9 protein-coding genes are annotated in these 12525 nt (G+C 43.5%); 1 reads left to right on the top strand and 8 read right to left on the bottom strand.

Annotated features, from left to right (window positions below):
• Nucleotides 1-19: 19 nt before the first annotated feature.
• The 5 genes from NST26_RS07050 to NST26_RS07030 all read right to left on the bottom strand — a co-directional run bounded on the left by NST26_RS07050 (nucleotide 20) and on the right by NST26_RS07030 (nucleotide 7152).
• Nucleotides 20-1786 carry a family 43 glycosylhydrolase gene (locus NST26_RS07050; protein ID WP_340955232.1) on the bottom strand — a complete coding sequence of 589 codons (1767 nt, stop codon included), beginning with the start codon at nucleotides 1784-1786 and terminating at the stop codon, nucleotides 20-22.
• A gap of 46 nt (nucleotides 1787-1832) precedes the next feature.
• The gene (locus tag NST26_RS07045) at nucleotides 1833-2720 is read right to left on the bottom strand and encodes a carbohydrate ABC transporter permease (protein ID WP_340955234.1); all 888 of its coding nucleotides are present in this window, start codon (nucleotides 2718-2720) and stop codon (nucleotides 1833-1835) included.
• Between the two features lie 17 nt (nucleotides 2721-2737).
• On the bottom strand, nucleotides 2738-3688 hold the full coding sequence (locus tag NST26_RS07040) for an ABC transporter permease (RefSeq protein WP_340826585.1): 951 nt from the start codon (nucleotides 3686-3688) through the stop codon (nucleotides 2738-2740).
• Nucleotides 3689-3894: 206 nt separating this feature from the next.
• The gene (locus NST26_RS07035) at nucleotides 3895-5430 is read right to left on the bottom strand and encodes an ABC transporter substrate-binding protein (RefSeq protein ID WP_076076706.1); all 1536 of its coding nucleotides are present in this window, start codon (nucleotides 5428-5430) and stop codon (nucleotides 3895-3897) included.
• Nucleotides 5431-5559: 129 nt separating this feature from the next.
• Entirely contained in the window at nucleotides 5560-7152 is a 1593-nt protein-coding gene (locus NST26_RS07030) for a response regulator transcription factor (protein ID WP_340955235.1), read from the bottom strand.
• A 97-nt stretch (nucleotides 7153-7249) separates the two neighbouring features.
• Here NST26_RS07030 and NST26_RS07025 point away from each other — a divergent pair, with 97 nt between their 5' ends.
• Nucleotides 7250-8905 carry a sensor histidine kinase gene (locus NST26_RS07025; protein WP_340955237.1) on the top strand — a complete coding sequence of 552 codons (1656 nt, stop codon included), beginning with the start codon at nucleotides 7250-7252 and terminating at the stop codon, nucleotides 8903-8905.
• 172 nt (nucleotides 8906-9077) lie between these two features.
• On the opposite strand, the gene NST26_RS07020 is transcribed toward NST26_RS07025, so the two are convergent.
• From NST26_RS07020 to NST26_RS07010, 3 genes are read right to left on the bottom strand one after another with little or no spacing between them, the layout of a single operon-like run.
• Nucleotides 9078-10574 carry an alpha-L-fucosidase gene (locus NST26_RS07020; protein ID WP_340955239.1) on the bottom strand — a complete coding sequence of 499 codons (1497 nt, stop codon included), beginning with the start codon at nucleotides 10572-10574 and terminating at the stop codon, nucleotides 9078-9080.
• Nucleotides 10575-10627: 53 nt separating this feature from the next.
• On the bottom strand, nucleotides 10628-11536 hold the full coding sequence (locus NST26_RS07015; protein ID WP_036727859.1) for a carbohydrate ABC transporter permease: 909 nt from the start codon (nucleotides 11534-11536) through the stop codon (nucleotides 10628-10630).
• Nucleotides 11537-11552: 16 nt separating this feature from the next.
• The gene (locus tag NST26_RS07010; RefSeq protein ID WP_051478221.1) at nucleotides 11553-12470 is read right to left on the bottom strand and encodes an ABC transporter permease; all 918 of its coding nucleotides are present in this window, start codon (nucleotides 12468-12470) and stop codon (nucleotides 11553-11555) included.
• Nucleotides 12471-12525 lie beyond the last annotated feature (55 nt).

The raw sequence follows: 12525 nt of genomic DNA, 5'->3' as shown, positions 1-12525 counted from the left end.
TCCTGTCGCGCTAGACGTATTAGATCGCCTTGTAAACTTCGCCTTCAGTTATCCCGATCTCATTGAAACTATCTACCCGGACATATAAAGGCTGATCTTTGATTAATGCCTTAATTACCATCTGATTTTTTCCGAATATCATGTGACTATGGTACAGTTTATCTGGAGCAAATCCCCAGAGCACATTGTAACCAACCGCTTCAACACTGTTCCATGAAACCGAAAGATCAAGATCATTTAAAAGTTCGAGTTGAATTTCGCTCGTTTTATCAGGGAGTGTTCCAACGCCAATCCCGAACACGCGAAGACCCGAAATACATGCCTGTTGGTTAAACGGAAGCTCCTTTACAATGCACCGGAGATACCTTGCCTTTATTCCGTCTTCTTTCACTATGAGATCATGTGACAAATCCGTAGTTGCATCCGACTTATCCTCAATTACAAAATATTCTTTTCCATCCACTGATCCTTCGAGAATCCATCTGGTATAATGCTGACGTTCGTCGATGAATCGTCCCTCTGTCATAGCCGCTCCCTCTGGAAGCGAAAGATTCAACTGATCGTCGGCAAAATTGATTTGGATGGCATGTACGTCGCATGAATGCTTCAAATCTACTTCGATCCATTCTCCGGAACCATTAGAGCCTGCTTGCCACCATGTTTGAACATTCTCATCCGTCGCTTTCGAAGCTTCTTTTCCTTCTGTACAGGAAGATGCCTTAGCGGGTTTATTGTAAGACAACAGCATCCATTCCGGCTTGTCCCATGGATTCATCTGTGCCTGTTCGATCCTGAAGGGCCAGTCCCCAAATCGCTGATTGCAGAATAATTCCCCGTCCTTATCGAAGCCTGCAGGCCATAATCCCAATCTTCTTTCAAAAATATAATTGATGCTGATTCTCATGGTTGAAGAATGCCAAAGATTCCCGTATTTATCTTCCATTGTCGATCCGTGCCCAGCACCTGGGATGAACCCCCCCGGCTTGTAGGAGAAAGGATTATTATTCGCCAGCGTAAACGGTCCTAATGGTTTATCGGATACGTAGACCCCATCCGAATAAATGTTACACTCCGTCCCGGGGCTAGAATATTGAAGATAGTATTTTCCGTTATGCTTATCCATCCATGCGCCTTCAATGTATGGATCACCCCCTACCGCCTGCCTAATTATATTCAGATGCTCATCAGTAATACCCGGATTTGCATTTGCATAGCCTTGCACTATCTCCTCAATTTGCTCGAGCGTTTTTGGGATATGATTTTCGCCATTTCTCTCATAACCAATAACCGTAGTATTGCTATAGATCAGTTCTAGCGGCTCCCCTTTGGGTTTCATATCCCTTGGATCCAGCTCGACCCCATAGATAGGCGTTTGACTGGAACATCCCCAGTAAAAATAAACCTTACCATCATCATCTACAAATAGATTGGGATCCCAGAATGGAAATGTCCCTTCTATTTCCTCAAACTCACCGCGAATCGGGTCTTTTGTTCTGTAGAAAGAGCAATTCTTCGATCGGCTGGATGCAGAAAAATACATATACTCCCCGATAACCCGCACATCCGGAGCATAATCATGAATAGGCAAACCCTTCAAAGGATAAAATTCCCAGTCATGCAGATTATCGCTTACTAGAAATCCCGCTGTCATTGAGGGAAACATATAGTATTTTCCATGAAATACAATCATAGAAGGATCAGCAGCTTCCCTAAAAGTAAGCATTTTCCCTGCTCCTTCGATAAACTGATATTTGTATTCCATGTTAATAGGATTGCAAACGTACATCTTATATCCACTCCCTTTAATTGTTATATTCTCGTTTCAAATATTTCTACCCTTTAACTGCCCCATCAGTTGCCCCTTTAACGAACCATTTCTGGAAGATTGGGAACAACGCCAGCATCGGCAAGACACCGACAACAGCAATAGCCATACGTATGGTAACTGAAGGTAAATCTGCTGTTGTTACCGCTGTCCCTACATTATTTTGCTGTAGGAATTTGATATTCTCATTAATATTATTAAGAATGGTTTGAATACTTTGAAGTTTACTGTTCGTCGAGAGGAAATACATCCCGTTCGTCCAGTCGTTCCAATAGGTCAATGCTGAAGTCATCCCGACCGTCACGATCATTGGCATAGACAGCGGTATTGCAATTTTGTAAAAGACCTTAAACTCTGTTGCCCCATCTATTCTTGCAGATTCTACAAGCGCTCCCGGAAGAGTGTGCTCAAAATAATTTTTGAACATGATAACGAAATAGGCATTCATCAACAAATTTGGCATCATCAAACCAAAAATTGTGTCTTTGACATGCAAGATCTGTGTATACACAATATAAGTTGAAGTCAATCCACCATTAAAAAGCATCGTAAAGGTTAGCAGAAACATTAGTAGCCGGCGTCCAGGCAGATCATGTTTACTAAGCGTATATGCAAGCATAGCCGATATACTTACGCCAAGGATTGTTCCAACTACGGTAATGAAAATGGATACCAAGTACCCTCTCCCAATAAGCTCCCATTGCCCCAGAATATAAGAATATGCATCCAGAGAAAATTTTTGCGGAAAGAAGCTGTAGCCGTCCTGTAATGCCGTTGCTTCGTCCGTTATAGAAGACATAAACAGCAAAATAAAAGGTGCAACCGCGAGAACGCTTAAAATTATCATGAGAACATGTCCAGCAATGGACCATCTTTTATCTTTGTTTTCTATCATCGTTAATCGCTCCGTGTTCAGAATAAGGAATCTTCTTTGCTAGCCTTTTTAATCACTGCATTTGCAATTAAAATCAATATGAACCCGACTGCTGACTGGTATACACCTGTTGCAGTTGACATTGTAATGTCACCAAGCTTCATGAGCGCCCGGAACGAATACGTATCGATTGTCGTCGTAACGTCATACAGTGCACCTGAGTTCATTGGCACCTGATAAAACAATCCGAAATCCGAATAAAACATTCTTCCAATAGATAAAATTGTCGTCAATATAATTACTGGTTTGAGAAGCGGCAGCGTAATGTTCATGATTTGCTGAAACTTTGTTGCACCGTCTATTTTTGCAGCTTCATAATAATCAGTACTGATCGTAATAATTCTCGCTGTATAAAACATTAGATTGTATCCCAAACTTTTCCATATGTTTATAAATAACAGAATGAATGGCCAGTACTTTGATTCGGAGTACCAGGATATAGGCTCGATCCCTAATGGCTTCAAGATGGAATGATTAATGAAGCCATTATCACTGCTAAGGAATGCGAAGACTAAATACCCTACAATAACCATTGAGATAAAATAAGGAATCAATACAGCAGATTGATAAGCCTTGGATATCTTCTTACTAATGATTTCATTAAAAAGAATCGTTACAACGATAGAAAATAGGGTTCCTACAACGATAAACAGAAGATTGTATAAAACTGTATTTCGTGTCATGATCCAGGCATCATCAGTTGCAAATAAAAACTTGAAGTTCTTGAACCATACGAACTTTCCGCTGAAAATACTTCCCGAGAAATCAAGCTCCCGAAAAGCAATCTGCATTCCGTACAATGGCATGTAATTGTTAATAAACAGATAAATTAATGCGGGCAGAGCCATAAGATATAAAGGAATATAGGACTTCCACTTAATCTTTTTTCCACCTCTGTTCTGTAATCTTAAATCTGATATTGCTTTCACCGCTTCCGCCTCCCCATTCAAGTTACTCTCTTCATTTATCTTACACAAAGAATAAAGGCTAACGTTATACTTTGAACGACGTATAATATATCCTTTTCCGACTTGTTACTTGCTGTTTCATCTCATTCGGAGATAAAAAAAGAGCCGCTTCACCTGCAAAAAACGCTACAGGAAAACAGCTCCAATTATGATCATTATCGTTTGACTTATTTCCCGTTTTGTGCCAGCCAAGCATCTAATTGACGCTGTTTTTCATCTATTACCTTTTGCAGGCCTGCTGCATATAAACTTTCATTAAATGTCTTAGCCATTTCATCCGTATCCACAGCACCGTTGCCTATCACCTTCACATATTGTTCACTAGCAGCGTCCAATGCCGAGATTTCCGTTTTTACGGGTGTCGGATCGAATATAAATCCATACCCAGGAGATTTCGCCGTTTTGTCATTCCACTCTTTCAGTTTCGTTTTATATTCCTCGACGGAAAGACCGGTTGGTTCAACAAATTTAGCAGCTAACGGTAATTGATCATAATCCCCGAACATCAGCCAGCTGTTTTGATTGTAATTTGTATTTTTGGACTCATCAATGGTCCCGTCTTCGTTTATCTCGTAATGTTCGCCTTTAATACCAAAACGAAGCAAGGTCGACAACTCAACATTGGAGTTCATCAGGTTCAAGAATTGAACTGCCTTGTCGGGACGTTTACTAGAAGAGGCTACCGCCCAAACGAATAACTGCGAATCTACAGTTGAGAGAACAGGCGGATGCAATGCCACTGTTTTCTGCTCAATGGGCTGTGAGAATCCGCCAGCAAATCCGACAGAATTAGCTGCTGTTGCAAAAACTTTTCCACTCTCAAGTAGCGCAGCGCCATCATCTTGCGAAGTGCTTACATCTTTGGAGATATACCCTTTTTTGTACCATTCCCGAACTTTTTTCGCTGTGTTCATCCACTGCTCGGATTCATACATGTTCACCAGCTTCGTACCGCTGCCATCCATGAGCACACCATATGAATTCCCGAGCCCATCTCCATATACCAGGGAGTTTGTAATATTGGACGAACTTACTTCAGGAGCAAACGTGATCATTTTGGGTTCCCCCTCGTGAACCTTGGCCAACACGGAGTCCATGTCAGCGATCGATTGAATAGAAGTAAGATCAATATTGTACTTATCCAAGACTGCTTTGCTCATATTAAAGCCAAATGTAAGTTTTTGATCCATCTTTTGCGGAATCCCGAATTGCTTCCCGTTGAATTGGCCAGTTTTGATTATATCCCCCAACGTTTCTTTAAGCGCGGGTCCCCACTTCGCAAGTTCATCGTCAATGGGACGAATCATTTTGTTGTTCGCAAACGGAGCGAGATAAGCACTTCCGGGCATAAGGAGCATTAGGTCTGTTTTCTCGCCGCTGGAAGCTTTTAGCGCATATGCATTGGCCATATTATATAGACTAACACCTTCAAGATCGACTTTTGCATTAATTTCTTTTAGAGTGATTTCATTTACCTTTTCCTCGATTTTAGGCAGATCCACTTGTTCTTGCCCCAGTACCGCATAGTTGACTTTTATCGTGTACGGTTCTTCCTTGAAATCAATTCCCCCAGGCTCCACACCTTCACTTAGTGAACCATTCCCGTTGTTTGTAGCTGATGAATTCGAATTGTTACCGTTTCCACATCCTGCTAAGGCTAGCGTTAGACTGGCTGCCAGTAATACAGGTGTTATTTTTTTCAATGTTATTTCCCCCTCATAGTAAATGGATTTATTTTTTCTGTCTTGTCTTCATTATAATAAGCGGGGGAACGCCTACGTTATACTTGTTCCGACTATATAGATTACAAAAACCGACTTTTAATATATCGTTTAATTTCTGTTCCTGATTTTGAATTCTTGAGGAGACATTCCCGTCTCTTTGGTAAAGATGCGATTAAAGCTCGAGTAATTGTAGTATCCGACAAGTGAAGCAATCTCCCCAATACTCCTGTCAGTATGGATTAGAAGTTCTTTTGCAACTTCCATTTTTTTGTTGATAATGTATTTACTAATCGATATTCCTACCTCTTTTTTAAAAATCCTCGTCAGGTAATCGGCATTTAGATGCACATTCTGTGCAATTAATTCCATCGATAATTCCTCAGAAAGATGAATATGGATATACTTTTTTGTCTGTTCAACCGGTAAATCTCTATTTGCATTTTCCTTATCAAAATTCCGCATGAGAATTATGGCATGATTCACCCATTTCAGCATACCTTCTAATGATTCCGAAGCGTTCTCAAATAATTGATTAGATTCCTCGTCGCCCAACAGCTCATTAATAAAGATACTTCGATCATGGGTAAATCCAAAGATCAAATAATAGAAATCTCTAATGAATTTATTCAAAAATTCCCGGTTAATCTTGAGCCTTTGTTCTTTAGAGGTTAACCTGGTCGTAATATCATCCTCTACTTGGTTATATCTTCCTTGCCTTAACCATTCTCTCCACTGGGCAATAGGGAATTCTGATTGTACTGAACTATGCGTACGGCGTTCTTGTTTCAGATAGAATACTTCGGATTCATGAATTACGTTATTAAAATCCCTCTCTTGCAGCGCTTCAATAACGGAGGGCATTTCATAAATAGTATCTTTATCGCCAATATAACAGCAGATAATCTCCTTAATGTACTTCGCAGCTGTATCACTTAATTGGCGGCAACAATCATTAATTTGATTATATAGACGATGTTCATCTTGGCTTGCATCCATCTCTAGCATAACTAATATGGTCGTTTCCGAAAAAGGGATCACCTCTTCAGCAACTCCAGGAATTACAAAAATCTCCTCCGTTATATTCCTCAAAGCATAATGCAGCAGTTTTTGGTCTTCTTTGGTTACAGACTCCGTGAATTTCTTCGTCACAATCAGAATAGGAAGATAGGCGTTCTCCAGATTAATCTCCAATCGTTTCTGTCGAAAGTAGTTCGTCAGGCTATCTTTATTCGGCGATATCTCACCAAGGAAAAAGTCTTTCCAAAATTGTTTTACTACAGATTTTTTATTCTGGATCCAAGAGTTACTATTTTCATTCAGAATCCGGTCCGCCAGGATATTGTCCTTCGTCTCCTTTAGAACGAGCTCCATTTTATCAAAATTCAAAGGTTTCAGGATATAGTTAACACTCCCCAATTGCATAGCTTCTTGTAAGAAGCGGAAATCTGCGTGACAAGTCATAAAGATGCATTTCACATGGGGATGATGCGTATTTACCCATCTCAACAATTCCAGGCCTGTACCCATCGGCATTTCGATATCGCTAAGCAAAATGTCTATTGGAACATTATCGAATTGGCGGGTAGCCTCCTGCACATTCATTGCGGTAAATACATTTTCAATTCCGATCATTCCCCACTGTATACCGTTACGCACAGCTTCTATGGCACTCAGCTCGTCATCAACTATCAGCACATTCATGATTTTGAACCTCCTGTTGCATTTTTTCTTGATTTAATCTTACAATATGATGTACTGTAGCACGGTAGTTTAATCACAAACAATAAGGGGCCGAGCGATGAAGCGATTTTACCATAAGGAGTTCTATAACTCTATTTTTTTTAAACTCATATCCATCTTCACGCTCCTTATACCGGTAATCGGGATGTTTATTTACAACAATTATGAATCCCGGTCTACACTGCTGGGGCAAGTGCACAGCACTCATGAAAATATGTTAGAGTCCTATTGGTTTCAGGTTGACAATCAGCTTAATAATGCAACCACCTTTATAACTACTACAGCGTTGTTTGATAATGATCCCCAGTTGGCAATGAGCAATAATGAAACAGACTCAATGTTAGCTAAGCAAAGAATTAGCCTGACTCTCTCTGAGAAAATTATAAATATAGGCAGCAGCATCGATATGTTATTTGTCTATACTGATGATAGTTTTATATCGGGAAGCCAGGCCACCTTAGAATTGAAAGAACGAAGTGAAATCCAAAACTATGTTTTAAATACCGCCCATGCTGAAGATACAGATAATCTGAAATCAAATTGGCAACTTATGAATATCAACAATCACTTCAGTATGCTAAAAATCATTAAAAATGGCAATGGCGTTTTAACCGGGGCTTATGTTAATCTGGACAGGCTTTTAAGTCACTTTGTACCTAATCAGGAAAGCAAATCCCTAAGACTGGTAGCGGAGGGGGATGTTGTAAACCCCAAACTTTCACAGCATGATAATGCTTTGGTTGTTACAGCTTCTTCCTCTGCTGCACCCATCACCTTCATTGAAATCATACCATTCAATGAGTTATTGAGGACCCTTCCATTCATGCAGAAGTATGTAGTGGCAATATCTGTAATCGTCGCCTTGATGCTTCCCTTTGTTTTTTATATTTTGAGAATTACGGTTGTTCAACCGCTACAAAAATTGAATAAAGCCATGAAACATATTCAACGAGGCGATTTGCAATACCGGATTCCCCATTACCGCGCGTCCAATGAAATTGCCATTGTCAATAAGACATTTAACCAGATGATCGATGAGGTTCAGCATTTGAAAATAAGTGTCTACGAAGAAGAAATCAAGGCTCAAAAGTCACAACTCCGGAATCTTCAACTTCAAATCCAACCTCATTTCATTATTAATTCGTTAAATATGGTTTATAATCTCCTGGAGAATGGAGATTCGCAGACCGCTCAGAAATTGATTGTTCATTCTGTCGACTTCTATCGGTACATGATCAAAATAGAGGTCGATTTGCTCCCACTTTATGAAGAAATCAAACATGTTAACACTTATCTTCAGATTCAGTCAATCCGCTATAAAGACAGGTTTACCTATTCCATTGAAACCGATAAGATGATCGAGGATATGCTTGTTCCACCTATGCTTATTCAAAATTTTGTAGAGAACTCCATTAAATATGCTATACAACCCGATAAATCAACACATATTTCAGTTAAAATTGTCGCGATCGAACTCGATTTCTACCCATTTGCTAAAATAATGATTTCCGACACAGGAAACGGATATCCTGCAGCTCAACTAGAGCAATTGAATCAAGGGAAAGCTATAGTTGATAGCAAGGCTGAGCATATTGGAGTCAGTAATACCCTGCAGCGTCTCTCCTTGTTATTTGAGGGAAAAGCAAAATGGCGCTTTTATAATCAAAACGGCGCCGTAAGTGAACTCATCTTGCCTGCGCTCTTCCAAGAATAAGTAAAGTCACAGTTAGCAGCTCGGACGTCATGAGTTGAGTGCGGCGTATTACGATCGACTATCCGTTAGCACCCTATGGAAGTATTGGCCTAGAACACTTTTCGTACACTTTGTTTGGGACAGTGAAGCAAAAGCGGGTATCATCCTTGAATGAGGATGATACCCGCTTTCTCTATCCTTCCAGTTCGACCGCAAGACAATGCACGTACGGCGTCGGCAGATCTTCCGGCAAAGATACAACCAGCGGGCCTAATGCCTGGCTGAATTCTACCGGTCCTGCACCGAGCAGACGCACGTGTCTAACCCGTTCTTCCGGCCCGAATGACCGTATGACAGCCATCCGGTCACCGGGTGCCTTCATCTGGAAGGCGTAGACCGTATTCCCTTTCTGCGTGAACCGGAAATCCGTCGCATCCCACTCCACCCTGCCCTCTTTGTATTGCTCGATAACCACGCGCGAATTCCCTTCGCCAGACACGTGGAACGGCCTCGTCCCGTAGACGCCTTCCGAAGATACAGCCATCCACTGAGCCATCTCCTGAAGAATATATCGGCATTCGTCATCAATTGTTCCATCCGGTCTCTGGGGTATATTTAGCAACAGATTGCCGTTCTTGGAGATGATATCGATCAGGATTTCAATCACGTGATCCGGTCTCTTGTATACGGCTTTGGCATTATAGAACCAGTCACCGACACAGGTGTCCGTCTGCCAGGGCTCTTCCTTGATACCCGGCTCCTGGCTGCGTTCGATATCCAGGACGCCGACCGAGTACACTGCTTTCCTGCGGTCTTTCTGATTATAGACCGCCTTATTCACGCCTCCGTTACGGGCGGCGCTGCTGTTATAGAGATGGGCAACCGCATGAAGCCCTGCCGCCATAACCGCCTCGTCCGGCGCAGTGGCCGCATCCTGAAAGATGTCAGTGAACGGAAGTGCTCCGTCGGAATACAGCAGATCCGGCTGGTACAGATCGATGAGCTCCATCATCACATCCAGCCAGCGCTGATGCCACTCCGGCTCGGTGGCATACCACGGATCCAGATCGTACATCTTTTTATCTGCGTGATAATACATCTGGTTGGGCAGGTACAGGTCTTCGTATTGCGGATCATTGCCATCGTATGGGACACCCTTGTACAGGCCTTCCTTATCCTGTCCCTTATTGCTCTGGAACCAGCTGAAAGTTGCTCCAAGATGCTCGGTCAGGCCGAATGGCAAGCCCCGCTTGTCTGCTGCTGCTTTCCACAAGGCCACGATATCCTTCTTGGGTCCCATCTGAACGGAATTCCAGCGGTGCAGCCTGGAATCGTAATTGAAGAAGTTGTCATGGTGCATCGCCTGCGCCACGAAATATTTGGCACCCGCAGCCTGATACAGATCCATCAGCTCTTCGGGATCGAACTTCTCTGCCTTCCAGAGCTGGACAATGTCCTTGTAGCCAAAGACCGACGGATGGCCGTAATGACGGATATGATAGCGGTATTGGTCCGAACCTTCAAAGTACATGTTACGGGCGTACCAGTCACCGAACATCGGCACGGACTGCGCTCCCCAGTGCGACCATATTCCCAGCTTCGCATCCCGGAACCAGGCTGGACATTCGAAGGTTTGCAGAGAAGCAAGCTTCGGCTCAAACGGTCCTTTGACCCTAGCAGATGTCTTCATTGAACGTTCCTCCAATTCGCTTTGTGTTTTAGAGACGGGTAATATGCCTGTACCTATTCTTTCACCGAGCCGATCATGACCCCCTGTACAAAATACTTCTGCACAAAAGGATAAATGATCAGAATGGGAACAGTTGTAATGACGATCAGTGAATATTTCAAAAGCGTCTCCATGTTCTTCATCATGGTCAACCGCTGAGGGTCGAGCGACGCGGACATGCTGGTGTAGTCGATTTTGTTCTCGACCAGAATCTGGCGAAGCACCAATTGCAGCGGATACAGAGACTGTGAATTCAGAAAGATCAGTGCATTAAAATACGAGTTCCATAACCCCACCGCCGACCATAACATCAGGACAGCAAGAATCGGCTTCGATAACGGCAAGACGATACGGGTCAGGAACTTGAAGTCCCCGCAGCCATCCAGTTGGGCAGCCTCGTACATTTCCTTCGGCAGCGAATTCTGGAAGAACGTCTTCGCAATGATAATCGAGTAAATATTGAGTGCCGACGGCACGATAATCGCCCATGGCGTATTGAGCATCCCCAGATCCTTGACTACAAGATAGAAAGGAATAAGTCCTCCGTTAAACAGCATCGCGAACAGAATCGCCCAGATCCAGATGTTGCGTCCAACCATCTCTTTTCTTGACAATGGATAGGCCATCATGACAGTAAGCGATACGCTCAGCAGGGTGCCGCCCACCGTGTAGAGCAGCGAGTTGACGAATCCCGTCCACACCGCATTGTATTGAAAAACACCAATATAGCCGTCCAGCGTGAAATCCACCGGCAGCAGCCAGACCTTGCCTCCCTGTACCGCCGCTGCCGAGCTGAAAGAGGAGCTGACGATAAAGATCAGCGGGTACAACACCAAAAGCAGAACTATTGTTAATCCGGTGTACACGCAAAATAAAAAGATGCGGTCTGAGCCGGACTCTCGAATCGCGGATGTGCGACGCATGAAATTTCCTCCTAACCTAGAACAGACTGCTGTCTGAAACTTTACGGGCGCTATAGTTGACCGCGGTAATCAGGATCAGGCCGATGACAGAGTTGAATAAGCTGATCGCTGTCGCAAAGCTGAAGTCGGCGTTAACCAGTCCGATCTTGTACACATACGTGGATATAACTTCCGAACTGCTTAGATTAAGGTTGTTCTGGAGCAGGAATACTTTCTCGAAGCCGATACTGAGCAGCCCACCCACGCTGAGAATCATCAGGATAATAATGGTGGAGCTGATGCCTGGCAGATCAATATAGCGGATCTTTTGCAGCCGGCTGGCTCCGTCAATTCTTGCCGCCTCGTACAATTCAGGATTGACGCTGGCCAAAGCCGCAAGATAGATAATTGCCGCATACCCGGTTTCTTGCCAGATGCCCGACCAGACATAGACCGACGAGAAGCTGTCGGCGCTTGCCAAGACATTCGGAGGATTGTTGTTGCCGAGCAGACTGGAGAACAGCGCCAGAGGGCCGCTCGTCGGAGACAGCATGATCTGGATCATACCGACCAGGATAACCGTCGAGATAAAATACGGCGCGTAAGTAAACATTTGCACGGTTTTTTTGAAGCGGACATGCTTCACTTCGTTCAGCGCCAGCGCCAGAATGAGCGAGCACGGGATCGACACGATCAGATAGTACAGGCTCAGGACCAGCGTATTCTTGACCAGCGGCCAGAAATACGGTGACGAGAGAAACAGCTCGAACTGCTGAAGGCCGACCCAGGGACTCCCCCAGATACCCTGAACCGGATTAAAGTTGCGGAAGGCAATCTGAACGCCAACCATCGGCCAATAGCTGAACACGAGCAGAAAAGCTGTCGGGAGCGCGATGATGGCGTACAGCGGCCAGTGCCGGACTATGCGTTGCCGTAATTCAGAATTCGGTTTCATCGTCGATCATTCCTCGCTTAAAAAAGTTGCATCATCCGCTCCGGAGTACCGCGGA

The sequence above is a fragment of the Paenibacillus sp. FSL R7-0128 genome, from assembly GCF_038002245.1.
GTDB lineage: Bacteria > Bacillota > Bacilli > Paenibacillales > Paenibacillaceae > Paenibacillus_AQ > Paenibacillus_AQ silagei.
The sequence above is the reverse complement of the archived record's forward strand: the minus strand, read 5'-3'. Positions and strand labels throughout refer to the sequence as shown.

Coding starts and splice junctions, on each gene's coding strand:
- NST26_RS07050 (WP_340955232.1), bottom strand. CDS start 1,786: ATGTACGTTTGCAATCCTATTAACATGGAATACAAATATCAGTTTATC.
- NST26_RS07045 (WP_340955234.1), bottom strand. CDS start 2,720: ATGATAGAAAACAAAGATAAAAGATGGTCCATTGCTGGACATGTTCTC.
- NST26_RS07030 (WP_340955235.1), bottom strand. CDS start 7,152: ATGAATGTGCTGATAGTTGATGACGAGCTGAGTGCCATAGAAGCTGTG.
- NST26_RS07025 (WP_340955237.1), top strand. CDS start 7,250: ATGAAGCGATTTTACCATAAGGAGTTCTATAACTCTATTTTTTTTAAA.
- NST26_RS07020 (WP_340955239.1), bottom strand. CDS start 10,574: ATGAAGACATCTGCTAGGGTCAAAGGACCGTTTGAGCCGAAGCTTGCT.
- NST26_RS07015 (WP_036727859.1), bottom strand. CDS start 11,536: ATGCGTCGCACATCCGCGATTCGAGAGTCCGGCTCAGACCGCATCTTT.
- NST26_RS07010 (WP_051478221.1), bottom strand. CDS start 12,470: ATGAAACCGAATTCTGAATTACGGCAACGCATAGTCCGGCACTGGCCG.